The organism is Clostridium sp. AWRP, from assembly GCF_004006395.2.
GTDB lineage: Bacteria > Bacillota > Clostridia > Clostridiales > Clostridiaceae > Clostridium_B.
In genome coordinates, this window is the sequence record NZ_CP029758.2 from 1,570,644 (window position 1) to 1,596,978 (window position 26,335).

Annotated in this window: 18 protein-coding genes; 12 read left to right on the plus strand and 6 right to left on the minus strand. The window is 31.1% G+C overall.

The genetic code is table 11. The annotated features are described in order from the left end of the window. The first annotated feature begins 141 nt into the window (after nucleotides 1-141). From DMR38_RS07355 to DMR38_RS07390, 8 genes are all read left to right on the plus strand, one after another. Nucleotides 142-2,595: a DEAD/DEAH box helicase family protein gene (locus DMR38_RS07355; protein ID WP_243124576.1), complete on the plus strand. Its 2,454-nt coding sequence runs from the start codon at nucleotides 142-144 to the stop codon at nucleotides 2,593-2,595. Between the two features lie 25 nt (nucleotides 2,596-2,620). Further along, entirely contained in the window at nucleotides 2,621-2,932 is a 312-nt protein-coding gene (locus DMR38_RS07360; RefSeq protein WP_127720677.1) for a nucleoside triphosphate pyrophosphohydrolase, read from the plus strand. A gap of 369 nt (nucleotides 2,933-3,301) precedes the next feature. Next, nucleotides 3,302-4,438 carry a DNA repair exonuclease gene (locus DMR38_RS07365; RefSeq protein ID WP_175412940.1) on the plus strand — a complete coding sequence of 379 codons (1,137 nt, stop codon included), beginning with the start codon at nucleotides 3,302-3,304 and terminating at the stop codon, nucleotides 4,436-4,438. Then, on the plus strand, nucleotides 4,428-7,361 hold the full coding sequence (locus tag DMR38_RS07370; protein ID WP_175412941.1) for an AAA family ATPase: 2,934 nt from the start codon (nucleotides 4,428-4,430) through the stop codon (nucleotides 7,359-7,361). The genes DMR38_RS07365 and DMR38_RS07370 overlap by 11 nt, the downstream gene beginning before the upstream one ends. Before the next feature lie 83 nt (nucleotides 7,362-7,444). Further along, complete coding sequence (locus DMR38_RS07375) at nucleotides 7,445-7,735, plus strand: hypothetical protein (RefSeq protein ID WP_127720680.1); 291 nt, start codon at nucleotides 7,445-7,447, stop codon at nucleotides 7,733-7,735. Then, complete coding sequence (locus DMR38_RS07380) at nucleotides 7,736-8,602, plus strand: DUF4433 domain-containing protein (protein ID WP_127720681.1); 867 nt, start codon at nucleotides 7,736-7,738, stop codon at nucleotides 8,600-8,602. 109 nt (nucleotides 8,603-8,711) lie between these two features. Continuing rightward, on the plus strand, nucleotides 8,712-8,867 hold the full coding sequence (locus DMR38_RS07385; protein WP_127720682.1) for a DNA-binding protein: 156 nt from the start codon (nucleotides 8,712-8,714) through the stop codon (nucleotides 8,865-8,867). 169 nt (nucleotides 8,868-9,036) lie between these two features. Further along, nucleotides 9,037-9,246, plus strand: a complete 210-nt coding sequence (locus tag DMR38_RS07390) for a hypothetical protein (protein ID WP_127720683.1) — start codon at nucleotides 9,037-9,039, stop codon at nucleotides 9,244-9,246. Nucleotides 9,247-9,523: 277 nt separating this feature from the next. Here the strand turns inward: DMR38_RS07390 and DMR38_RS07395 are convergent, their stop codons facing one another. Beyond that, nucleotides 9,524-9,994 (minus strand): low molecular weight protein-tyrosine-phosphatase, encoded by a 471-nt coding sequence (locus DMR38_RS07395; protein WP_127720684.1) that lies wholly within the window; start codon nucleotides 9,992-9,994, stop codon nucleotides 9,524-9,526. 245 nt (nucleotides 9,995-10,239) lie between these two features. Between DMR38_RS07395 and DMR38_RS07400 the strand changes: the two genes are divergently transcribed. Both DMR38_RS07400 and DMR38_RS07405 read left to right on the plus strand, forming a co-directional pair. Beyond that, nucleotides 10,240-11,556, plus strand: a complete 1,317-nt coding sequence (locus tag DMR38_RS07400; protein WP_127720685.1) for an L-serine ammonia-lyase, iron-sulfur-dependent, subunit alpha — start codon at nucleotides 10,240-10,242, stop codon at nucleotides 11,554-11,556. Nucleotides 11,557-11,775: 219 nt separating this feature from the next. Beyond that, the gene (locus tag DMR38_RS07405; protein ID WP_127720686.1) at nucleotides 11,776-13,749 is read left to right on the plus strand and encodes an EAL domain-containing protein; all 1,974 of its coding nucleotides are present in this window, start codon (nucleotides 11,776-11,778) and stop codon (nucleotides 13,747-13,749) included. 177 nt (nucleotides 13,750-13,926) lie between these two features. On the opposite strand, the gene DMR38_RS07410 is transcribed toward DMR38_RS07405, so the two are convergent. Beyond that, nucleotides 13,927-15,351, minus strand: a complete 1,425-nt coding sequence (locus DMR38_RS07410) for a carbon starvation CstA family protein (RefSeq protein ID WP_127720687.1) — start codon at nucleotides 15,349-15,351, stop codon at nucleotides 13,927-13,929. 615 nt (nucleotides 15,352-15,966) lie between these two features. Here DMR38_RS07410 and DMR38_RS07415 point away from each other — a divergent pair. Next, entirely contained in the window at nucleotides 15,967-19,239 is a 3,273-nt protein-coding gene (locus DMR38_RS07415) for a DEAD/DEAH box helicase (protein ID WP_175413121.1), read from the plus strand. Between the two features lie 90 nt (nucleotides 19,240-19,329). On the opposite strand, the gene DMR38_RS07420 is transcribed toward DMR38_RS07415, so the two are convergent. The 4 genes from DMR38_RS07420 to DMR38_RS07435 all read right to left on the minus strand — a co-directional run bounded on the left by DMR38_RS07420 (nucleotide 19,330) and on the right by DMR38_RS07435 (nucleotide 24,250). Beyond that, nucleotides 19,330-19,959 carry an ankyrin repeat domain-containing protein gene (locus DMR38_RS07420; protein ID WP_243124483.1) on the minus strand — a complete coding sequence of 210 codons (630 nt, stop codon included), beginning with the start codon at nucleotides 19,957-19,959 and terminating at the stop codon, nucleotides 19,330-19,332. A 135-nt stretch (nucleotides 19,960-20,094) separates the two neighbouring features. Beyond that, nucleotides 20,095-21,831, minus strand: coding sequence for an NADH-dependent [FeFe] hydrogenase, group A6 (locus tag DMR38_RS07425; protein WP_127720689.1), 1,737 nt, complete (start codon nucleotides 21,829-21,831; stop codon nucleotides 20,095-20,097). 26 nt (nucleotides 21,832-21,857) lie between these two features. After that, nucleotides 21,858-23,738: an NADH-quinone oxidoreductase subunit NuoF gene (locus tag DMR38_RS07430; RefSeq protein ID WP_127720690.1), complete on the minus strand. Its 1,881-nt coding sequence runs from the start codon at nucleotides 23,736-23,738 to the stop codon at nucleotides 21,858-21,860. A 29-nt stretch (nucleotides 23,739-23,767) separates the two neighbouring features. Beyond that, nucleotides 23,768-24,250, minus strand: a complete 483-nt coding sequence (locus DMR38_RS07435) for an NAD(P)H-dependent oxidoreductase subunit E (protein ID WP_013238137.1) — start codon at nucleotides 24,248-24,250, stop codon at nucleotides 23,768-23,770. Nucleotides 24,251-24,481: 231 nt separating this feature from the next. Here DMR38_RS07435 and DMR38_RS22500 point away from each other — a divergent pair, with 231 nt between their 5' ends. Beyond that, nucleotides 24,482-26,329, plus strand: coding sequence for an SEC-C metal-binding domain-containing protein (locus DMR38_RS22500; protein WP_207670777.1), 1,848 nt, complete (start codon nucleotides 24,482-24,484; stop codon nucleotides 26,327-26,329). Nucleotides 26,330-26,335: the final 6 nt, after the last annotated feature.

Here is a 26,335-nt window from a genome sequence, read left to right on the forward strand (position 1 = left end):
TTTATGTAAAAAGAGCAATTAATATAGCTGAGGTAAATAAATTTTATGAATTTGTGAAATTGTAAAATTAGAAAAACATTCTACCTTGGAAGAGGTGAAAGCATGACAAAAAAGTTGAAATTAGAAAATAATTATGATTATATGTCTGTAGACGCAATAGTAGCTAAAGAAATAGAAAAATCCAACTGTATTACAGGTGACACTAATTATTTGCTTCCTAAGCTTAAGGAGTCCTTTAAGAAAGCTGTAAGCATTGATATAATAGTTGCATTTTTAATGGAGTCAGGAGTAAAGCTTTTAAAAGAAGAACTTAAGGAAGTAGTAAATAAAAGCATACCTATAAGAATACTTACGGGTAACTACCTAAATATAACTCAACCACAAGCTTTATATATGTTAAAGGATATAATGAGAGATAAGGTTGATTTGAGGTTCTATAATATACCTAACAAGTCATTTCACCCAAAAGCATATATTTTTGAGTATGAAAAGGATGGGGATTTATATGTAGGTTCCTCCAATATATCAAGATCAGCATTAACCAGCGGCATTGAATGGAATTATAGATTAAATAAAAATAAGAATATTGATGATTTTAACAGCTTTAAAAGTACTTTCGAGGATCTATTTTTAAATTATTCTAAAATAATAGATGAGGAAGAAATGAGAAAGTATTCAGAAAGTTGGGTAAGACCTAAGGTATACAAACATATAGACAACAATAAAAGTGTTTCTTTAGAGAAGGAAAATAATCTAATTGAGCTTTATGAACCAAGGGGAGCACAAATAGAAGCTCTATATGAATTAAAGAAAAAAAGAGAAGAAGGTTATGATAAAGGTCTGGTAGTAGCAGCTACAGGTATAGGAAAAACGTATTTAGCTGCTTTTGATTCAAAGGATTATAATAGAATCTTATTTGTAGCTCATAGAGAAGAAATAATAAATCAAGCAGCAGTATCTTTTAAGAATGTAAGACCAGATAAGTCTATAGGATTTTTTTATAGTAATAACAAAGATAATACCAGCGATTTTATATTTGCAACAGTTCAAACTCTTGGAAAGCCTGAATATTTAAAGGATAAGTATTTTACTAAAGACGCTTTTGATTATATTGTAATAGATGAATTTCACCATGCAGCTGCGGGAAATTATAAAAATATAATTGATTATTTTCAGCCTAAATTTATGTTAGGTTTAACAGCTACTCCAGAAAGATTGGATAATAAAGATGTATTTGCATTATGCGATAACAATGTAGCTTATGAAGTTAGGTTGAAATCTGCAATTAATAAAGGGTGGCTTGTGCCTTTTAGATATTATGGAATATATGATGAACTTGTAAATTATGAAACCATAAATTATAAAAATGGTAAATATGATAATAACCAGCTGGAAAAAGCTTTGATGATAAATAAAAGAGCGGATTTAATAATTGGACATTATAGTAAATACAAAAGTGAAAGAGCTTTAGGATTTTGTTCATCAAGAAAGCATGCAGAATTTATGGCAGAATACTTTTGCAGTAAAGGTATAAAAGCTTGTGCAGTAGTAAGCGAAGGAAGCTCTGACTGCAGCGTAGATAGAAATGAAGCAGTAAATAAGCTTGGCAAAGGTGAAATAAAAGTAATATTTTCAGTGGATATGTTTAATGAAGGCTTGGATATTCCTTCAATAGATCTTGTTATGTTCTTAAGACCTACACAATCACCAACAGTATTTTTACAGCAGCTTGGAAGGGGTCTTCGTAAGTATAAGGGAAAGAATTATTTAAATGTACTAGATTTTATAGGAAACTATAAAAAGGCAAATCTCGTACCTTTATTTCTTACTGGGGAACCAAAGAATTCTATAGGCTCAGGAACTATACCAGATGAAGAAGAATATCCAGAAGACTGTTTTGTAGATTTTGATTTTAGGCTTGTGGACATATTCAAAAAAATGGAACAGCAGGGTAAAAGGCTTCAGGATATAATAAAAGAGGAATTTTACAGAATAAAAGAAGACTTAGGTCACAGACCTACAAGAGTGGAGTTTATAACTTATATTGAAAATGACATATATAATAGAATAAAAAATGTATCAGATAAAAATCCTTTTAGAAATTACTTAGGCTTTTTAAAGGATATTGAGGAACTTCAGCAAAATGAGGATGAGCTTATGGGAACAAAGGCAGAAGAATTTATAAATATGATAGAAAGCACATCTATGTCTAAAACCTATAAGATGCCTGTACTTTTAGCTTTTTATAATGATGGAAACTTAAAATTAAGTATAGATGAAGAAGATATTTATAATAGTTTTAAAAACTTCTATGCAAAAGGATCAAATGCAGTAGATTTGTTAAATCAGAAATCTACAAAAGGTTTTAAAAACTGGGATAAAAAGCAGTGGTATAAGCTGGCAAAGGATAATCCATTGAAGTTTTTGGCTAAAACTGAAAATGAATTCTTCTATTTTGATAAAGAAGATTACTGTTTAAATGAAAATTTAGAGGAATTTAAAGCAAATGAAGCTTTTGTGAAACATTTTAAAGATGCAGTAGATTTTAGAACAAGAGAGTATTATAAAAATAGAGTAGAAAATAAGAAAAAGTGAGAATGAGCAAAGGAAGGTTAATATAATGAAGACTTATAATAAATTAGTTCGTGATAAAATACCACAGGTAATAGAAGCTGCTGGTAAAAAATTTGATGTTAGGAAGGCAGAGAAGGAAGAACACTATAAGTTATTGGAAGCAAAACTTCAAGAAGAAGTTAATGAGTTTTTAGAAGATAAAAATTTAGAAGAATTAGCTGATGTTATGGAAGTGATTTTTGGATTGGCTGAGAATTTGGGGTATAGTGAAGAGGATTTGATAAAGAAAAGACTAGAAAAGAAAGAGGAACGTGGAGGATTTAAGGAAGGGATTGTGCTGGAGAGGGTTTATGAATAGCACTATCAGTATGAAAATTAAAAAATAATATTCATTAAACATTTTTAAATGACTTTTACATAGGAAGGCTATTGATCCCATTGATTTAAGTTTTTAGTAAGGGGTATTTTTTATTAGGATACCCCTTTTGGTGTATCCAAAATTTAGGTATGATATCAGCACGGCTGAATAGTTACCATAAAATAGAAATGGAAATTTTAATGAATATTAGAGGATTCTATTATAAAATAGAGAATAAATAAAATATATTAAAAGTGGGGTGAATAAAACCATGAAAATTGAAGACTTTTCAAAAGCAGAAAACCATGAATGTGAAAAGTGTGTTTATAAAGATATATGCTTGAATTAATTGTCTATGGAGGTATGAATGTGAAAGAAATAAGGATATTGCATTGTGCAGATATGCACCTTGGCGCAGAATTATCAACATTGGGAAGAAAAGCAGTGACAAGGAGGGCTGAAGTTAAAAGAACATTTTTGAATATTTTAAAATTATGTCAGGATGAAAAAATACAATTATTGCTGATAGCGGGAGATTTATTTGATAATGTTCATGTTCAGAAAACTATGCTGGAAGAAATAAAAAATGGGTTTGCAGGACTGGAAGGTACTACTATTGCAATTGCACCGGGAAATCATGATCCAATTACTGAAGATTCACCCTATTTGTTAAAGGATTTCTGGCCCCGTAATGTCATTATTTTTAAAGGTACATTAGAAAAAATAGAACTTGAAAAATTGGGAGTTCGTCTGTGGGGAGGAGCTTTTACGGGAACATATCAAGTCGATTCCATGTTGAAAAATTTTACCATTCCAGATGATGAGTTAATTAACATTTGTGTAATTCACGGTGAACTTGTCGCCCCCCATCAAAAGAGCAATTACAATCCAATTACAGAAACGCAGCTTAAAAATAGCAAAGTTGATTATGCTGCTTTAGGACATATTCATAAACAGACTGAAGTATTAAAAGCTGGAAATACATATTATGCCTATTCAGGATGCCCGGAAGGAAGGGGATTTGATGAGCTTGATGAAAAAGGTGTATACATCGGGACAGTTTCAAAAGGGCTGTGCAGGCTAAAATACCATAGATTGTGCCAGCGTATGAATGTTGAACTTCATGTAGACATTTCCGATGCAAAGAATTCAAAAATGGCTGCGGATATTATACTGGATAAAATGAAGTCAAGATGTGAAGAAAATTATTCAGAAAATCTTTACAAGGTGATTCTGGAAGGAATGATTGCAGACAATGTCAGTATTGATATTAATGATATCAAGGCAATTTTATATGAGATATTCTTCGTTAAGATTAAAGATAATACTACAGTAAAGATAGATTTTGACGCGGTTCCGGCGGAAACGACACTTAGAAATATTTTTATACGGAAGATGATGGAACGGATAAATGATGCAGGACCTGATGAAAAAGAAAAATTAAACAAGGCACTCAGGCTTGGATTGAAGGCATTTTTCGGGGAGGTAAAATATAGTGAAGATTAATAAATTGCAGGTAGGCAGTTTTGGAAAATTCAAGGACTATGAACTAGAATTTAAAAATGGTTTTCAACTGATATACGGAAAAAATGAGGATGGAAAATCAACCTTGATGGCATTTATTAAAATAATGTTTTACAGCAAACTGGAAAGGGGTAAGGACATAAATAAAAATCTGAGGAAGAAATACCAGCCCTGGGATGGTTCTATGATGAATGGGGCAATCGAATTTGAACACGATGGAACATGTTACCGCCTGCAGAAAGATATGGGTGCTACTCCTGGAGCAGATAAAGTAAAGCTGATCAATATGGACACTGGAGAGGAGGTATCTCTTGGTAAAAATGAAGAGATTGGAAAAAGGTTTTTTGGCCTTGATTTGGACGGGTTTGAACGCAGTGTTTATATAAGTAATATAGGAAGTTTTTCTTCCAATAGGAATAATGATGAAGTTGCAGAAAAATTGATGTCAAATTTAGTTCTTTCAGGAGACGAAAATGTATCCCAGCAATTGGTGATAAACCGTATTAATGATGCAATAGAAGATATGGAATCTAAGAGAGGAAAAAAGGGAATACTCGTTGAAGCTAAAAATGAACTTGACTCTTTGCATAATGAAATGGAGGATATTCGAATACTTGAAGATGAACAGAAAAAAAACATGGAAGAATATCATTGCCTGAAAACAAAGTTGGATGAGCAAAAAAATATTAAAGACTTGCTGGAGCTAAATACAAATAGAAACAGACTCAAGCAAATAAATTCTCTTATTGAAAAAATAATGAGGTACACTGAATCAGAAAAAAAATTAGAAAAAGAAAATATTCCATTTAAAAGTATCAAGGCATTTTTAACGGAATGCAATTCACTAATGGATGAAAGTGAAAAATTAAGCGGAAGCCTGGAAAAGCTGAAAGGATCAATTAAAAATGAAGATTGTAATGGAAATAAGCTTATTCCAGTAAGTGAAAAGGAGTATGAATGTCTAAATGAACTGGTCAGCAAGGGAAAAACAGTTAAAGACTTACTAAAGAGAATTGATGAATGTTTTTTACCGGCGTTCAGGTCTTTTATAGAAGCAAAAAATAGTTATCAAAATGCAGAAACACTGTTAAAAAAAGAAACTGAACTGGCAGGACAATTACAAAAATTTCATGAAGCTTATAGGAAGTATGAAGAAGAAAAAAGCACCAGAATAATGGACAAAGAGAAGATTACAAGAGACTTTGAAAAAGACAGGGCAAAGTGGCATTCTGAAAAACAATTGAGGGAGCAGCATATTGAATTTACAAGTGAAAAATTGTCAATGCAGGGCAAATTGCGGCAAACATCTGGTAAAGAAAGACAGAATAAAAATTCATTACTGATTTTCAGTGTTATACTTGGCGTCATTTCACTTATACTTGCAGTAAAAATCAGTCCAATTGCAGCAATTGGAGTTGTTGCTGCCGCCGGAATAGGTGTATTTGCAATCAAGTCCGATAAACAAAGTGAGAAAATGGAAGAAGGCAATAAATACGATTCAACAAGTAATCTAAAACATGAATTGCAAAATCTCAAAGTTAAAAGTGAAAGAGAAGACAAGAGGATTTCTGATAGAACAAAAGATTATGAAGATAAAATAGCGGATATTTCAAATAAAATTGATAAAATTGAAGAAAAATTAAAATCATTAATAGAAAATAATAGTGCCTACATGAATTCAATGGATAAATGTTCAAAGCTAAAAAATGAGAAAGATATAGCTTTAAATTATCTAAATACAAGACAAAGCATTTTTTCGCAGGAATTGAACTATATGCTTGAAAAATATTCGGAAAATTCAAATTTAAATGCAGAAGCAAAAATTACAGCTTTAAAGCAAGAGGATTTAAAGGAAACAGATGCTGTAAGTTATAGAAATAAAATTGAGGAACTTTATAATGCTGCAGAACTGGAAATTAAAGAAAAAATGAATGAAAAATCGTGTACATCCATAAAAGAATATGAAAATAAATATCTGGAGTATGCTTCCAACATGAAGAATCATGATGCTGTTACAAGAGTTCAGGAAGAGTACTTAAAAAAATCTCAACATTTTTTGAATAAATTAAATGAATACGAAATTACACCGAATTATGAAGCTGCTAAAGCTTTAGTACAAGAGCTTCAAGCAAAGATTTCTCAATTGGAGAGGGAAAAATATGAAGTTCTCAATATAGCAAAGGGAATGGGATATGATTCTCTTTCACTTGATCATTTAAATGAGGAAAAAAATAAATTGGAAGCATCAATAAAACGATTTGAATCTGTAGGAGATATTAATTATTCCATAGAAGAGTTAAAACAAAAAGATATTGCATCTGAAGATATTGAACAACAATTGTTTGATTTGCAGAAAAAAATCAGGACACCGGATAAAAATTCAAGTCAGATTCAAGAAGAAATAGATGAAAAGGAAAAAGAGGTGGATGAAAAGACACAATACTTTGATTGTCTTAAAATTGCACTTGAAGTAATGCAGGAGTCTTCAGATGAGATGCGCAAGAGTTTCGGACCGGAATTAAATAGGAAGACTTCAGAAATATTCAAAAGCCTGACTAATGGAAAATACGGTAATATTCTTGTAACAAAAGATTACGATATTTCTATCCAATCAGGTATACACTATAGGGAATGGAAATATTTGAGTAATGGAACGGTTGACCAGGTTTATCTGGCATTAAGATTAGCTATTGCAGATCTTATTTCTGATAAAAACATTTATTTACCTTTATTTTTAGATGATGTGCTGATGCAGTATGACGACGAAAGAATGGATGCAGCCTTGAAGTTTTTGTCTGATTATGCAGTTCAAAAAGGGGATGAATTTCAACTGCTTTTGTTCACTTGTCATCAGGATATAATAGAACGTGCAAAGCATTATACTAATGAGGTAGTTAAAATTTGATGTAATAAAGCTTTGTGACATAAATAGGTCCACAAATGGTGCCATAATGAAATTGCTAAGTTTATATTGAAAGGAAGACAAAAATGGATATAACTAATATGCCGCCAGATACAGTGCTAACAGAAGAAATGTTTGACCCACAACAAGGTGAAAGATTCATGGCTATAGAGCATCATAAGAGCAAATTTAATGAGATAATAAGAAAAAGTACAAAAGATCAACTTGAAGCATATAGAGTATATCGTAGAATTAACCATAGGGATAAAATTTTGGTTAGGGCAATGGTTACTTACTCTGATCTACCAAAACAATTTGGATATGATGTAGAGTTTATAATGGATTATGAAATAATTGAAATTTTGGAAGGTAGATAATTGAAGAAAAGATTTTATGCGTATAATCATTTTAGAATAAATTATACGCTATATAAAGAACAGGATAAGATATGTGCTGAAGTTGATATAGAAATTGGTGATATCGGTGTAGAACGTATTAAGTTTTATGGGGATACATATAAAAAAGCAGAAATTAATCTAAGAGAATGGTTTAAGCAGCAAACTGAAGATATACATAAGATATTAAAAAAGGGGTATGAAATTCAACCGTGCTATGAAGATGTACTTTATTCTATTAGGGAAAAAAATATAGGATATCACATTACATCGATTAAAAACAGAAAAAGTATTCTAAAGAATGGCCTTATTCCTAATAAAGAAATGGATTTAGAAGTTTATAATGCAAGTGTAATATTGGATGAATTAAATAATCATAATAGTGATATATCTAAAGCGAATTCAGTATACCTGCATCCTCAATTGAGTAATTGGATTGGTGAAGAACAAGATGAAGAATTAGGATATAGAAACATGGATGTTTATGCAGTTATTATAGATGATCTTAGTAAGTGTATTATGGGTTCATTGGGGCTAAGTGGATTTTGTATGATGTATGATATAGAATTAGAAAAAAACATTAAAAGGGCCAAACATTATGGTAAATTATATTGGAATAATTGCTGCACAATTGATGAGTATAGAGAATATTCTAAAAGAATTAAGCGAATAGATAAGTCTTGGAGGATAGATGAAATCTTAGTCAATTCATATATACCGCCTAAGTATATAAAATTAATTGGAACATTTAATAGTGAGGGAGAGTTTATTGAAACACAATGCTTTAAGAAATTCGTAAAAAAAGAGTTTAAAGATACTTACAAGGAAATATTAAAATATTATATTTAACTGTATCTATAGAAAATTATAAAAAATTAAAATCTGTTGATAACAAATTCGCTGAAGAAAATTGCACCAAGTATTTTAATAAATTATAAAAATAATACAGGATAATACTATGAACTCTTCTGAAGTTATAGAATACCTTGGTATTAGTAAACAACGATTATCTAGCTTAAATTCTAGTGGAAAGCTTATTGCGGTAAAAAGAGGTATATACTTAAGGCAGGATGTTGAATTTCGAAGAGAAGAACAAAGAGATTTGAGAGAGTGAAGCACTAATCTTTGGAGGATGGGTGCTTTTCTATTTGCCATTAATTTCTATGTAAATACCAAGAAACTTTATCTCAATAATTAATTTAGAACATATTAAATGAGTAAATGGATTTTGCAAGTATTATATGATATAATTCTCTTAATTCTAATTGGGAGGATGATCTAGTTTGAACAATGAAGAAAAAATATTGAAGTTGCTAGAGGATATGCAATCTCAAGTTAATGAAAATACTCAGGTACTTAAAGCTCTTGAACATAAAGTAGATATCATAAAAGCTGAACAAGATAATATGAAACATGAATTGACTCGCATATCTGAAGATACAAAATCAATAAAAAACTTATGTTGTAACAACAATTTTAGTATATGTTACTAAATTATTTAAATAAAAATAACTTAGTAACATATTTAAAAGTATTATTATGTGCTAGAATGTTTAACAGGGATATAAACAGAGTTCTTGGTTTCAGGTGGAGTTTTTTATCCATCTTAAACTTAGAAATCGTTATCCAGGGGCGTAGCAGCCGTTATCACCACACTTTATAAGAAAAGCAGATATCCCAAATCTTTGATTCGGCGATAGTCGCTTTCGCTGTGTGCGATGGGGGTATTACGGCTGGTAGCCATCGGATAAAAAGAAGAGATCACCCCTGTTATATCAAGGATGAAACTTTATCTGATATGTATTTTAAAAGAGCTTCACAGCCTATTTTTATATCATCATAGGTCTCATCGAAATTACCTGTGTACCAGGGATCTGCAATGTCACCTGAAGTATTTGAGAAATCAAGAAGCTTTGTAACCTTGTTTTCAGAATCTTGTCCAATTATTCTGAGAATATTTTTTATATTATAGCTGTCCATTCCTATGATATAATCATACTTCTGATAATCCAATTTAGTTAGCTGAACGGCATATTTTCCATCTGTTGAAATACCGAATTTAGAAAGCTTGTCTCTTGTGCCTCTATGAACAGGATTGCCGATCTCTTCGGTGCTTGTTGCAGAGGATGCTATAAAGAAGTTATCTTCAAGTCCATGTTTTTTGACCATATCTTTTAATACAAATTCAGCCATTGGTGAGCGGCATATGTTGCCGTGACATACAAACATTATTTTAATCATATATTATACCTCATTTAAATAATATTTTTGTTTTCAATTGACATAACAAATAAATTATATCATGCTTTTATTATGCAAACAAAATTAAGGCTAAGCCTGTAACAAATTGGTGCCTAAATATAGCTTAATAGACTTTTAATATGGGATATATCTTAGACATAGTATACTTTGTAAAAGTGAATTTAAATCTTCCATAATAAATATGTATAATTAAATAATAAGATAAATTTAAGGAGGGATTGTTTATGCATGAATTAACACAATTAATTAAAGATGATATGAAGCCTGCATTAGGGGTGACAGAGCCAGGTGCAATTGCCTTTGCAGTAGCAAAAGCAAGAAGCTATACAAAAGGTAATGTGATAAAAATAAATGTAGCAATGAACAGCGGCATGTATAAGAATGCTTTTACCTGCGGTATACCAAACAGCAGTGAGGTTGGCAATGTCTTTGCTGCAGCGCTGGGTTATGTAGCAGGAGATGTAAAAAAAGGCCTTGAAGCATTAGAAAATGTAACAGAGAAGGACAATATAGAAGCCCATAAACTCGTAAAATCTGGTGCTGTCACAGTTGAACTTAAGGAAATTACAAGTAAAATATTTATAGAAGCTGCAGTTATTACTGAAAGTGATACAGCTGTTGTTACCATAGAGGATTCTCATACAAATATTACAAAGATTACTGTAAATGGAAAAGTAGAAATGGAGCAAAAAGGTAAAAAAGAAGATGACAGTAATGAGCTGTCAAAAGAGGTATTTGATATACATAAATATACTCTTCAGCAATTATACGATTATATTACAACTGTTGATGTTAAAAAAATAAGTTTTATAGAAGAAGCTTATAAAGTTAATCTTAAATTATATGGTGAAGGATTAAAGAACCCTAGAACAACATTTGCCAGACATCTTTTGAAAAACAATGGAGGAAAGGAAATTTCTAAAGATGAACAGTCCACTGCATCGTTATTTTGCAATGCGGCAATTGAAGCCCGTGTAATTGGTTTGGATAAGCCAGCAATGAGTATTACAGGCTCTGGTGCCCATGGAATTATAGCTACAATGCCTTTGTATGCAGCTTATAAAGTAAATGGTTATACAAAAGAACAACTACTTCGTGCTACTGCACTCAGCTATTTAGTCTGCATGTATATTAAAGAATACTCTGGAAAGCTTTCAGCCTTCTGTGGCTGCGCAATAGCAGCAGGTTCTGGAATGGCATGTGCATTGGTATATTTGCGAGGGGGAACTGTAGACATGATGGCCCATGTGCTAAACAATATGGCTAGCAGTATTACTGGTATGATATGCGATGGTGGAAATCAAGGCTGCACTATGAAAGGAATTGTTGCTGTAGATGCTGCCTATAAAGCTGTAGATTTTGCAATGAACGGTATATATATTGATGATGTACATGGCATTAATGGCAAAACTCCTGAAGAAACCATGAAGAATATGGGATGCATTGCATCTCCAGGGATGGTTGGTACTGAAAAAACTATTGTGGAGATTCTTGAAAACAAAAGAAAGATTAATTTAAAGTATATAGATGATGCTATATAACAAGATAGGGTGTTGAACAGGCTATCACTGAAGGTCTATATAAGAATGGGAAAACTGTAAGAAATAAATAGATTGACTAAATATACAGCCCCAATATATAATATTATATATTTGAGTTGTATATGAATTGTTATAATTGTATGTTGAAAAAGATGAAATAATTTGGAAAAGTAGTAGATAAGTTTAAAATATGAATTATTGTATTTAACGGGAGAAATTATGATAAAAAAGATAATTATTAAAATTAGAAAAAATTTTTTTATTGAGGTTATTTCAAAAAATCCAAAATTACAAATTATATTTAATAGTGTTATAATGTTAGCTTTGACAATATTTCTAATATTTACGTTTATTTCTTATAAAACACTTAAAGATAGTTACAACAATGAAACTAATATGTACCAAAATGGGTATTTAACTTCTGCTTATGCAAATAAAATCAATGAAGATGTTTGGAGTATACGATTATACGCACTGTATTCAGTTAATGACTATATGGATATGAAAGATAAGGTAGATGAATATGAAAAAGATGTTGAAGAAAATATTAATAAATATACCACGCTTCACGATTTAACCGATGAAGAAAAAGATTTAGTTGTTCAATTTAAAGAATCAAATAAGAAATATTCAAATAGATTAAATGAATTGCTTGGAAAGCTAAAAGAATCTAAAGCTATTACCAATGATGAAAAGAAAGAAATAATGAATTTAGGAGATAGAAGAATTGAACTAAGCAAAGAAATGTTAAATTATTCAGACCAATATATAAAAAGTTTGAGTGATAAAAATGAAATTATAAAGGAAATCACCTTACGGACAATAATTGCTATTAATTTTGCAATGATACTTTTGTTTAGTTTAATGATGTTTGTGGTTACTAAAATAAGTAAAAAAATGGATTACTATGCATTTCACAATTGTGTTACTGACCTTCCCAATAAGAATTATGTATTAAACACATTAGTTAAAGAAATTCCTAAAATAAATAACTATTCGCTATTAATAAGTTTGGATATGGATAATTTTAAAGCTGTAAATGATACGCTAGGTCATATTTCAGGTGATGAATTTTTAAAACAGGCAGGGAGAAGATTTAAAAAGGTAATGCATATTCAAGACTACATTTGTCATAATGGAGGCGATGAATTTTTATTTTTAATAAAGTCTGTTAAGAATAAAGATGAAGCAGAGGTAATGCTTAGAGAAATTTTAAATGTATTTAAAAAGCCTTTTAATATTTATGGCAAAAATGTTGATTATGTGACTGCAAGCCTGGGTGTGGCAGTTATTCCTAAAGACGGAAATAATTTTGAAACTTTGTACAAGCGTGCAGATGATGCTATGTATGAATCTAAAAGAATAGGCAAACATGTATATAGCTTTTATAATGACGCTATAAATGTTGGTATATATGAAGACACAATAAAGAAAAAGGCAATAGAAGATGGGATTAAAAATGGTGAGTTTAAAGCTTTTTATCAACCTAAAATTTCAAAAAATGGTGAGGTATTAGGTGCGGAAGCGCTTGTAAGATGGATTAAAGAGGGCAATAAGATTATACCTCCTTCAGAATTTATTGATTTTGCAGAAAGGGAAGGTCTTATAAAATATATAGGAGAATCAGTTATTGTTGAGGTATGTAGGAATGTATCAAATTGGATTGATAAAGGTTATAAAAATTTTAAAATAGCTGTAAATTTATCTACAGAACAGCTCATTGACAGTAAACTATGTGACAACTTACTGGAAATAATAGAAGGGTTTAAAGTGCCTTTTGAGTATATAGAATTTGAAGTTACAGAAACAACAATAGCTAAGAATTTTGATAAAGCTGTAAATAATATAAATAAAATAAGAGCTAATGGAATCAAAATAAGCCTTGATGATTTTGGAACTGGATACTCATCATTAAATTATTTAAAAAATATGCCCATAGATGTTATTAAAATTGATAAATCTTTTGTTGATGATATAACATCAAATGAAGCAAGTGTGGTAATGGTTAATACAATTATCTCATTATCTCATTATTTTGGATATGAAGTTGTAGCAGAAGGAGTAGAAGAAATAGAACAAATAGAATCTTTAAAAAGCTTAGGATGTGATATATTCCAAGGATATTATTATGGAAAACCAATGGAAAATACAAATTTTGAAAATGGATTCTTAAAACTCCATAATATCAAGTGATTCTAAGGCTCAGGTGGAGTTTGCTTATGAGGAATACCTCTCCATCTGAGTCTTATTAACAGTCTTATTAGTGTACTTAGCACTTAGAATACGTTATCCTTTAGGAAAATAACGGATGGTAGCCATCGGATAAATTAGAGTATTTTACATTATCTGTTTATCTATTTTTTATTTTACTTATGCTGCGGCACTATCAGATACGTCTTTTGTTTTCACATGATAGTAAAATAATACGAAACTGCCAATGGCAACAAGAATTCCTGCAACGTTGGCTACGGTAGGATTTAATCTGAAGCCTTCTTTTGCCTGTAATATATAGCATATACTAACTGCAGTCATAAAAATTGCAGGTATCACAGTAATCCAGTAATTTTTTTTGGTTTCATATAAATATATAGAACATGCCCATAATGTTACCATAGCAAAAGCTTGTGTAAGGAATGTCATGTATCTCCATAATATAGGAAAATCTACAAAGGATAAAAATATTGCAATAATAAACATAGGTACAGCTATAACGAGTCTGTTTTTTATTTTATCTTGAGGATATTTTATTATCTCGGCAAGTCCAATTCTTGCAGCTCTAAATGATGTATCTCCAGTTGTAATAGGACAAGCGATTACTCCAAGCATTGCAAGAACGCTTCCTAGTGGGCCTAAAAGTGTTTTTGTGATATCATATACAGCACCTGCAGCACCTGGTTTTCCAAGGACAACAGCTGCCAAGCTGTGTGTATTACCATAAAAAGCAAGTCCAGCAGCTACCCAGACCATTGCTACAACACCTTCAAGAATCATTGAACCATAGAATATTTTTCTTCCGTCTGTTTCATGTTTCATGCATCTTGCAACTAGAGGAGATTGCGTAGCATGATATCCTGATACAGCTCCACAGGCAATTGTAACAAACATGTTTGGCCATATTGATACATTATTAGGATGTAAATTAGCAAAAGTTAACTCTGGAATATGATAACCTTCAAATATAAGTCCTCCAGTTACTCCAACTGCCATAAATAAAAGTGCAAGACCAAATAGGGGATAAATCTTACCTATAATTACATCGATAGGCATAAGAGTTGCCAATAAATAATATATAATAATAACGAATACCCAAAATGTCTTGCTAAGAACATGTGGAGTTAATACGGCCAGTAACCCTGCAGGTCCAGTTATAAATACAATTCCTACTATCATACAGAAGAATACAGTTAGTATTCTCATTATACTTTGGGCAGTTTTGCCTAAATATTTTCCATGAATTTCTGAAAGACTTGCCCCATTATTTTTTAATGAAATCATGCCAGATGAATAGTCATGTACAGCGCCCCCAAGTACACAGCCAAACATTACCCAAAGAAATGCTACTGGACCAAATAATGCTCCTTGAATAGCACCAAATATAGGACCAAGTCCTGCAATATTTAGAAATTGAATTAAAACCAGTTTCCATGTAGGCATAGCAACATAATCTACACCGTCTGTCATAGTATATGCAGGAGTTTTTCTTTCTGCATTTACATCAAATTGTTTTTCTAGATACTTTGAATAGAATAAATAGCCTAATAAAAGTATTAAAAGACCAGCTACAAAAGTATACATAAAAAAGCCCCCTTTTATAAAATAATTTTTAATATAAAACACCTCTATATATGTTTACACATATATAGAGGTGTAATTAACACTGTACCACTCTAATTCACTGTTATCTTATGACAACAGCCTCTCAAGGTTCTAACAAACCGTATCTTTAACGCAGATTTACGATAGAACCTACTTATATTCAGCTATACAATTCAGAAGTGATTATTGCTAATCTTTTAGTCCGGCTCTCACCTTGCCCGGTTCTCTGTAATTAATTTAAATTAGTTTTCTCTTCATCATCATTTTTAATAGAAGTACAAAAATTTTTAAATTTATTATTTTAAATCTTACCATAAAAATTTTTACATATCAATAGCTATTATACAATTTGAGTAAAAAAAATTATTTTTAATAAAATTGTATTTCATTACATTTATTTAAAGAACTGGTAAGTGAGTATATCGTTAGGCTATAAAAATATTTGATTTTACTATTTTTTACAAAGATATTGATAGAAAATTTTTAGTTTTATTTCAATAAAAATAATTTAGAAACATGTTTAAAAATACTATTATGTGCTAGAATGTTTAACAGGGATAAATTATTTCCTTTCAGAGGCATAAACAGGAGTGAATAAATTTGTTTGAACTAAATGAAGGTATAATAAGAGACAGTTTAAATTTTGAAACGTATGAAAAAGGTATTACATGTTATGAAAACGATCAAGTAGAAAATTTGAGTGTAAGTACTGAAGAAGAATTAGGGTGGAAAAAAACTACTATTGAGGGAAAAGTGAAGTCTTCTTCACAAATGCTTATAAAGTATAATGTAAGAATAATATATCCAAATACCAATGAAAACATAAGTTGTCATTGTGACTGCAAGGCATATTATAATTATAATGCTCCATGTAAGCATATAGCTGCGGTGCTTATAAAATATGTTCGAGAAAAAAATAAATCAGGCATAAAGAAAAATAGTAAATTAATTCAACAATTAAAAAAAAGTCTAATATCTCCTAAGACAAAGCTGGAAACTAAGACTTTAAATCTGCAGTGTAAACTCCAATTTAATATTAGCCGCAGAGAAAGTGAAGCTTTTCTAGAATTAAAGGTGGGAGAAGAAAAGCTTTATGTAGTAAAGAATATGAAGAGTTTTTTAGAGGCAGTTATAGAACATAATGAGCTGGAGTTTGGTAAAAGCTTTACATATAACTCATATTTACACAGGTTTAAGGATGAAGATAAATTTATTTTGAGTATGCTTAAAGATCTATATGAAATAGACAGAGTTACAGAGAATATGGTAATGTATGGTTATCATTATAGCAAAACAGCAAAATTTTTAAGCGGAAAAAAGGCAAGGCTTACGGAAAGTAACTTAAAAAAATTTCTTGATAATATAGGAGAAACAGCTATAGATTTAGTAATAAATGATGATAACTACAGTGAAGTTAAAGTAGTAAAAGAAAATTTCCCCTTAGAATTTAAATTAGACAGCAATGGGAATAATATAATTTTATCTCAAATCTCAAAGTTGCCTAAAGCTTTAGTCAAAAGTGGAAATTATTTTTATTATAATAATAAAATATATATGCCCACAAATGAACAGGTAAGGGTGTATAAAGCATTTTACAATACTTTTATTGAACAAAAAAACTCTGAAATTACTTTTCAGCAAAGTGAAAGTGAAGAAATAGCGTCGTATATAATTCCAGCTTTAAAGAAGATAGGTACAAAGGTAACAGTGAATAACAGTATTAAAGATAAATTCTATGAAGAACCTTTAAAGCCTTGTCTTTACTTTGATAAGGATAAAGATGCTGTAGTTTGTGATGTAATATTTAAATATGGAAATATAGATATAAATCCTTTAAAGGATGATGAGGCAAGAAAATATGATGAGAAGGTATTGGTTAGAGATATTGAGGAAGAAGCAGCTATAGTAGATATCTTGACTGCTTTTCAATTTGAAAAGGGAAAATTTAAATTCATTTTAGAGGATGAGAATAAAATTTTAGATTTTGTGGGAGAAGGACTGGAAAAACTTCAGGAATCCGCAGAAATTTACTATTCAGATGCCTTTAAAGATATAAGAATTTATAACTCTAAAAGCTATAAATCCAACATAAGATTAAATGATGAAGATCTTTTAGAATTTACCTTTAATATTGATGGCGTAAATAGAGAAGAGTTAAAGCACGTATTTGATGCATTAAAACAAAAGAAGAAATATTACAGGCTTAAAAATGGAGGCTTTATTCCTCTGCAAGCTGGAGAACTTCAAAATATGTCGGATATGATAGATTACTTAAATATAAAGACTTCAGATCTTGAAAAGGATAAAATAGTTCTTTCTAAATATAATTCTATTTATATAGATACAAGTCTTAAGGAAAACAATATAACTTTTGTTCAAAGAGATAAGAAGTTTAGAGAACTTATAAATAATATAAAGGATATAGGTGACATTGATTATACAATTCCAGAAAAACTGGATAACATTATGAGAGGGTATCAAAAATTTGGATTTAAGTGGTTTAAAACTCTTTCAAGCTGCGGTTTTGGAGGCATTTTAGCAGATGAAATGGGTCTTGGAAAAACTCTTCAGGCTATAGCTTTTATAAAATCAGAGGTAGATGAAAATGAGGAAAAGCAGCCTTCTTTGGTGGTGTGTCCTACATCTTTAGTTTACAATTGGGAAAGTGAAATAAATAAATTTCAATCGGATTTAAAATGTTTAGTTGTATCAGGCAGCAAGGATGCAAGAGAAAGTCAGTTAAAAGAAATGAATGAGGCGGACATAGTTATAACTTCCTATGCACTTATTAAAAGAGATATAGAGGAATATAAAGCTATAAAATTTAGACACTGCTTTTTAGATGAGGCTCAAAATATAAAGAATCCTAATTCTTTAAATGCTCAAAGTGTAAAATCCATTAAAGCTGGCAGCTATTTTGCACTAACAGGAACCCCTATTGAAAATTCTATTACAGAATTATGGTCAATCTTTGATTTTATCATGCCGGGATATTTATTAAGTCATGGAAAGTTTAGTCAAAAATATGAAATACCTATTATAAAGAATGGTGATAAAAAAGCTTTAGAGGAATTGAACAAACATATTAGACCTTTTATTCTTAGAAGGCTTAAGAAGGATGTCATAAAAGAACTTCCTCCTAAAATTGAACATAATATGGTGATAGATATGACAGAGGATCAAAAGAAAGTATACGCAGCTTACCTTGGGCAAGCTAAAGAGGAATTGAATAATGAAATAAGAGATAAAGGCATTAATAAAAGTAAAATAAAGATACTTTCTGTAATTACAAGACTTAGACAAATATGTTGTGATCCATCTACTTTTATAGAAAACTATGAGAGTGATAATGGAAAAATGGAAGCCCTTATGGATATAGTACAGAATAGTGTAAATGATGGGCATAAGATATTGCTATTTTCTCAATTTACCTCTGTACTTAAAAATATTGGGGATATGTTCAAAAATGAAAATATAAAGTATATGTACCTTGATGGCAGCGTAAAAGCAGAAAAAAGAGGAGAAATGGTCAGGGAGTTTAATGAAGGGGAAATTCCTATATTTTTAATATCTCTTAAAGCTGGTGGAACGGGATTAAATCTAACTTCTGCAGATATAGTAATTCATTATGACCCCTGGTGGAATCCAGCAGTAGAAAATCAGGCTTCAGACAGAGCTCATAGAATTGGACAGAAGAAAACGGTAGAGGTTATTAGACTTATTGCTAAAGGAACTATAGAAGAGAAAATACACAAAATACAGGAGAAAAAGGAAGAAATAATAAAGGATGTTATAGAAGAAAATACTGGAGAGGAAATTTTGCTTTCCAATATGGAAGAAAAAGATATTGAGGAGCTTTTTAGTTAAATCTTGGCATTAATTTCTACAAGTGTATTAAAAGAAGTGCCTTGTGAAGATAATTCCACAAGGCACCATATGAAAATAAACTATTTCAATTTAAAATTTAATTCCACCATATTTTGATAAAATATTTTCGATTTTTTTATTTTTACAAAGAGCCATGGGAGTTAACCCTGAAGCATTTTTCGAGTTTATATCAAAACCGAAGTTTAAGAGTGCTTTTAAAAATTTTTCAAAATGTTCTTCAAAACAATTGATATAGTCGTCATGGAGGAGAGTATTTTCATATTTATCCCGTGCATTTATATCTGCACCGTATTTTACAAGGAGATTCAAAAGTTCTACGGAATAATTAAAGCTGCAGTAAAATATAGGAGTTTTACCAAGACTATTGATTGCATTAACTTCAGCTCCTCTTTTTAATATCATAGTTATCAAGTCAATATGGGGGGCTGCTCTTGCACAAAGTTTGTGCAGGGGAGTTTCCATGAATTTACTTTGATGGCTGTTGATATCTACACCGCTGTTTATTAAAAGTTTAATTGTCTCAAAATAGTTGTTTCCGCAATTGTCGATAGCATAATGAAGTATACTCTGAATTTCAAAGTCGGAATCCAAATCATTGTCTTCGTTTAAGTAATCTTTTATTTCATTTATATTTCCTTCTTCAATGGATCTATAAATTGACTTGTATTTTGAAGAAAATATATTGCTAAATATGCCCAAACTGCCACACATCCTTAGAATTAAATGTTTTGTTGTACTTATAATAATATTATAGCATATAAAAATAGTTCCTCCTGGAATTAGTATTTATTTTAATACAATAATTCAGGAGGACTTCAATATTTAAAGATAAAGTTACAACTTTTGCCTTTTTGTATAATGGGTGTGAAGGAGATCATGAGCTTTTTTTCCACCTACATCACCAATAAATTCTTTATATAGAGCTTGAACCTCGGGATTTTCATGAGATTTTCTGAGAGGTTTATTTCTATCTTCTCTATATAAAGCTTCCATTCGTTTCTTTACAATATCTAAATTCCCAAAATGATATGGCTGACCTCCTCCGTCAATACATCCTCCAGGACAAGCCATTATTTCTATAGCATGATATTTTGATTCGCCAGATTCTATTTCCTCAAGAAGTTTTCTTGCGTTGCCAAGACCGTGAGCTACGCCAATGTTTATTTCTTTACCACCAATATTTATATTCGCTTCCTTAAGTCCATCAAGTCCTCTTACACCATGAAATTCTACTTTTTTTAAAGTCTCTCCAGTAATCCATTCATAAGCAGTTCTAAGAGCTGCTTCAATTACGCCGCCGGTGGTTCCAAATATTACGGAGGCACCTGTAGATTCTCCGAAAGGTTTATCAAAGTCTTCATCTGGGAGTTTATTAAAATCTATTCCTGCTTCTTCTATCATGTTTGCAAGTTCCCTTGTAGTGATTACGAAGTCAACATTTTTATGACCCTCATATTGAAGTTCTTTTCTGCTTACTTCATATTTTTTTGCAATACATGGCATAACTGAAACTACTACAATTTTAGATGGATCAATATTCAATTTTTCGGCCATATATGTTTTGGCTAAAGTACCAAACATTATGTGTGGAGACTTACAGGTTGAGGGGATATCTAAAAGATCAGGAAATTGATGTTCTATAAATTTAACCCAGCTGGGACAGCAGCTTGTGAGTATTGGAAGTCTTCCACCATTTTGAAGTCTATCTATAAATTCATGTGCCTCTTCTAAAATAGTTACATCTGCTGCAAAGTCTGTATCACATACCTTATCAAATCCCAATCTTCTAAGAGCTGCAGCCATTTTGCCGGTTACGATAGTTCCAGGTTCTATACCGAATTTTTCACCTAAAGTAACTCTTATAGCAGGGGCAGTTTGAACTACTACATATTTATCAGGATCAGCTAGTACTTCCCATACTTTGGATACATTACTTACTTCAGTTAATGCAGCAGTTGGACATACGGATACACATTGACCACAAAATGTGCATTGTGTATCAACCATAGGGCGACCAAATGCAGGGGATACTACAGTTTCGAAGCCTCTATCTACTGCAGAGTAAACCTGACAGGTTTGCACTTCATTGCACATGGTTTCACATCGTCTGCACATTATGCATTTATCAAGATTTCTATATATAGCTCCACTTGAGGAATCTTTTTTGTAATTTGACATATCACCTTTATATCTAATTTTTCTTATACCTAATTCAGCAGCAATTGATTGAAGTTGACATTGAGTATTTTTTTCACATACAAGACAGTCGGTAGGATGATCTGATAATAAAAGCTCTACCATAGTACGCCTTGCTTTTATTGCTCTGGGACTGTTGGTTTTAACGACCATCCCTTCAAGAGCTTCTGTGGAACAGGAAGGTGCAAGGTTACGTCTGCCTTCAATTTCAACAAGACAGACTCTGCAGGAGGAAGTTCTATTTACCATTTTTATATCGTGAAGATCAAGATAGCAGAGAGTAGGTATATTTATGTTTACTTTTTTTGCAGCGTTTAAAATTGTAGTGCCTTCTGGAACAGAAACTTTTACATCATTTATAGTTAAATTCACCATTTTTACAAACTCCTTTCTTTAAATTGTTATTGTTTTGTAATAGCAGAAAATTTGCAAATACTACTACATGCACCACAATTTATACATTTTGCCTTATCTATTACATGAGGCTTTTTCACTTCCCCAGAAATAGCTCCTTTAGGACATACCTTTGTACAAGCTGTGCAGCCAATACATTTTTCAGAATTTATATTGTATTTTAAAAGTGAAGTGCAAACTCCAGCAGGACAGCGTTTATCTTTTACATGGGCTACATATTCATCCCAGAAAAATTTCATTGTACTTATAATTGGATTAGGTGATGTCTGACCAAGACCACATAGGGCTGAATCCTTTATTACATAGGATAAATCTTTTAAACTTTCAAGATCTTCCATAGTTCCTTTGCCTTTAGTGATGTTTTCTAAAATTTCTAAAAGTCTCTTATTTCCAATTCTACAGGCAGTGCACTTTCCACAGGATTCATCTACACTAAATTGAAGATAAAATTTAGCTATATTTACCATGCAATTATCTTCATCCATAACTATCATTCCACCGGAACCCATCATGGAGCCTATTTTAGTAAGACTTTCGTAATCAATGGCAGTATCTAAATGATCTGCAGGAATGCACCCGCCAGAAGGACCACCAGTTTGAACAGCTTTAAATTTTTTACCACCCCGAATACCTCCGCCTAAATTATATATTATTTCCCGTAAGGTTACGCCCATAGGTACCTCCACAAGGCCAACATTATTGATCTTGCCTGCTAAAGCAAAAACTTTGGTTCCTTTACTCTTTTCAGTTCCTATAGAACTAAACCACTTGGAGCCTTTTAATATGATAGGGGGGATATTTGCTAGAGTTTCTACATTATTTATGTTAGTTGGCTTTTTCCAGAGGCCTATTTGGGAAGGAAAAGGAGGTTTTACTGTAGGCTCTCCACGCCCGCCCTCTATGGAATTTATGAGAGCAGTTTCCTCACCGCATATGAAAGCTCCGGCACCATATTTTAAATCTATATGGAAGGAAAAATTAGTACCCAAAATATTATCACCCAATAAGCCTAAATTATAAGCTTGCTTTAAAGCAATTTTTAATCTGCTAATTGCAAGAGGATATTCAGCTCTGATATAAATATAACCTTTATTTGCACCTATGCAGTAACCTGCAATAGCCATGGCTTCAAGTACAGAATTTGGATCTCCCTCAAGTATGCTTCTATCCATAAAGGCACCGGGATCTCCTTCATCAGCATTACATATCATAAACTTTGTATCAGATTTGGATTTTTTGGTCATTTCCCATTTTACACCTGTAGGAAAGCCGCCGCCCCCTCTTCCTCTCAAGCCACTTTTTTTTATTTCATCAATTGTGCTGTCAGGTGTCATTTGTGTTAAAACTCTGCCTAAAGCTTCGTACCCGTTCATTGCTATGTATTCTGTAATATCTTCAGGGTTTAGAAGGCCGCAGTTTCTAAGAGCAATTCTTTTTTGATTTTTATAGAATGGAATATCTGTTTGTTTGGATATTTTTTCTTTAGTAATAGGATCTCTATATAAAGCTTCCTCAACTACTGTATTTTTGGCCATATGTTCATACACAATTAGCTTTGCTCTCTCGGTATTAACTTCGACATAAAAAACATTATCTGGTACAACTTTGACGATAGGTCCTTTTTCACAAAATCCAAAACATCCTGTAGAAATGACATCAACTGCATTTTCTAGACCTGCGTTTTTAATTTCAGCTTTAAGTATATTGACTATATCTAAGCTTCTTGAAGCACGACATCCTGTTCCACCGCATACAAGTAAAGTCTTTTTTATATTTTTATTTGTATTACCGTAAGTACGGTTTGCTATCTTAGCTTTATACTCTTCTCTTAAAGTTCTTAAATCTTCAAAGGATTTTATTTTATCCATATATTTTCCTCCACATAAATTTCTAATATTTATTTTAAGGTATATTGACTTAATATCCCTTTAACATCTTCGACCTTTACTTTTCCATGGACTGTTCCGTCAACTACAACTACGGGTGCAAGGCCGCAAGCTCCAACACATCTTAAAATATCTATAGTGAACAATCCGTCCTCTGTGGTAAATCCATCTTTTACTTTAAGCTGGTTCCTAAATTCTTCTAAAATGTTTTCTGCACCTTTAACAAAACAAGCTGTACCCATACATATGCTTATTACGTGTTTACCTTTGGGTTTCATTGTAAAGTATGAATAGAAAGTAACTACACCAAATACTTTTGCCGCACTAATGTCAAGTTTATTTGCAATAAATGTTTGTAATTCTTCAGGAAGGTATCCAAATATATCCTGAGCTCTGTGAAGTACACTTATAAGTGAACCTTCTTTTTCTTCCAAACTATCTATATAGGAAGATAGTTCTTTTAGTTTTTCGTTATCTAGTTTGCATACATCCATAATATTTCCTGCTGTGCCGCAGTTTTTTCACCATCTTTCATTTTATATTCTTAAGATAGTATTGGCAGTATGGAAGTTTTTTATTATATAGTGTGGGGATAAAGCTATTTATTATGTCAAACAAAATCCTATAAGTTAAGCAGTTATAGCCAATAAATTCAAGTTAAAAAGTAAAAAATAAGGTATACTTATATTAGAATACTTTAAGTATGAGTCGAAAGAGGTGTATTATTGTTGAAAGGAAAATGTTATTATTGCAATAGGGAATTTAGTAAAGCGGGTATTTCAAAACATATAAAAAGCTGTAAAGTAATGAAAGAATCTATGGGATTAGATGAAAACTCATCTTCATCTAAAATAAATAAGTTTATTTTAGAAGTGTATTCTAAATATAACAAGGATTATTGGATGTATATAACTATAGATATAAATTGTACATTAAAAAATTTAGATCAATTTTTAAGAGATATATGGGTAGAATGCTGCGGTCATTTGAGCATGTTTGAAATATATGGAAAAAGATATGAAAGTGAAATAGATGAAGATTGGATTTTTGGAGAATCTTCAAATGATATGAATATAAAGCTTAAAAATGTTATAGGTTTAAATGACAAAATAGAATACGAATATGATTTTGGATCTACTACATATTTAGAAATTAAAGTTATAGATAAAATTACATGTTCCAATAAGGTAAAAAACATAGAGTTATTAGCTAGGAATAATGAACCAGATTTGAAATGCTCAAATTGCGGCAGTAAGGCATCATACTATGACTATGAAAATGAAGAATATTTGTGCGATGATTGTTTTGAAGATTGTACTTATGATGAAGAAATGATAGAAGAACTAGATTATGTAAATTCACCGAGAGCAGGAGTTTGTGGATATTATGGAAGTAAGGAAGATGAAGTCAAGTATTTACCGAATGTTAAAAGTGGTAAAGTAATAACGGTTGGAAGTTTTGGCAGCAAAATAGAAGAAGACAACAATGATGTTGAAGAAGCCTATACTTATGAAGATGATGAGAAATCATCTTTTGATAATGACTTTTCAATGGCATTTGATAAAGCAGCTAGAAGAGCAATTAATGCTGGAATGAGAAAAGAGCTTAAAAACTGGCAGCCTATTGAAAAAAATTTTTCTCTTGAATATCATTTGAACAGATTTACAAAAGATAAATTGACAAATATAGCTAAAAATCTGCATATGAAGAAGATTTCAAAATTGAAAAAAGAAGAATTAAAAAATAAAATACTGGACTCATATGAAGAAGGGGCACAGTTTATTATAGAAAATATGAATATTGAGGCATTTGAAACCTTAATAAATATATCAGTAGAAAAGATGTGTGAAGTCAGTGATTATGCTATAGAAAGTAATGCTATTGACTATTTTAGAAATAGAGCATTTTTATTTACAGGAGAAATAGATAAAAAAGATGTTGTTATTGTGCCAGAAGAATTAAAAAAAGTAATTTTACATAAAAATAGTGAAAAGTTAAAAAAGCAGTTAGAAAAAAATGAAGAAATCATAAAGCTTTTTTGGGGAATGTGTAATTACTATGGTGTTGTTGAACTTGAAAATTTTAAAGAACTAATAAAAAGATATATTGATTTTGATATATCAAATACGAATTTTGAAGTTGTATTAGAAAATGGAGCAGATTACTATAATGAATTTGAGTTTCAAGGGGATTTTGGAAATAATATTTTAGTTGATGATGTTTCTGATATAGTTTGTCATCAGCATAAAAGAGATGATTTGAATTTTTATCCTTTTAAAAAAGAAGAATTATTTGAAGCAGCTAAAATTGATTTCAGGGATAAGACAAAGGCTTATAATAAACTTTACAACTTTTTTACAACAAATTTTGATATTTCAAGTATTGAAGAAGTAAATCTTATTGGAAATGAGGTGATAAAATTTTTCAATAATACAAGGCTTTGGATTTTAAAAGGATATACTCCAGAAGAGCTTAATCCTACTACTGTGATAAAAAAAGAGAAGGCTGGGAGAAATGATCCATGTCCTTGTGGAAGTGGGAAAAAGTATAAAAATTGTTGTGGTAAAAAGTGAAGAAAA

What these genes read in the sequence shown, in the direction of transcription:
- DMR38_RS07410 (WP_127720687.1), bottom strand. Translation starts at nt 15,351, where the DNA reads ATGTATACTTTTGTAGCTGGTCTTTTAATACTTTTATTAGGCTATTTA.
- DMR38_RS07385 (WP_127720682.1), top strand. Translation starts at nt 8,712, where the DNA reads ATGAACTCTTCTGAAGTTATAGAATACCTTGGTATTAGTAAACAACGA.
- DMR38_RS07400 (WP_127720685.1), top strand. Translation starts at nt 10,240, where the DNA reads ATGCATGAATTAACACAATTAATTAAAGATGATATGAAGCCTGCATTA.
- DMR38_RS07355 (WP_243124576.1), top strand. Translation starts at nt 142, where the DNA reads ATGTCTGTAGACGCAATAGTAGCTAAAGAAATAGAAAAATCCAACTGT.
- DMR38_RS07360 (WP_127720677.1), top strand. Translation starts at nt 2,621, where the DNA reads ATGAAGACTTATAATAAATTAGTTCGTGATAAAATACCACAGGTAATA.
- DMR38_RS07405 (WP_127720686.1), top strand. Translation starts at nt 11,776, where the DNA reads ATGATAAAAAAGATAATTATTAAAATTAGAAAAAATTTTTTTATTGAG.
- DMR38_RS07435 (WP_013238137.1), bottom strand. Translation starts at nt 24,250, where the DNA reads ATGGATGTATGCAAACTAGATAACGAAAAACTAAAAGAACTATCTTCC.
- DMR38_RS07375 (WP_127720680.1), top strand. Translation starts at nt 7,445, where the DNA reads ATGGATATAACTAATATGCCGCCAGATACAGTGCTAACAGAAGAAATG.
- DMR38_RS07395 (WP_127720684.1), bottom strand. Translation starts at nt 9,994, where the DNA reads ATGATTAAAATAATGTTTGTATGTCACGGCAACATATGCCGCTCACCA.
- DMR38_RS07425 (WP_127720689.1), bottom strand. Translation starts at nt 21,831, where the DNA reads ATGGTGAATTTAACTATAAATGATGTAAAAGTTTCTGTTCCAGAAGGC.
- DMR38_RS07430 (WP_127720690.1), bottom strand. Translation starts at nt 23,738, where the DNA reads ATGGATAAAATAAAATCCTTTGAAGATTTAAGAACTTTAAGAGAAGAG.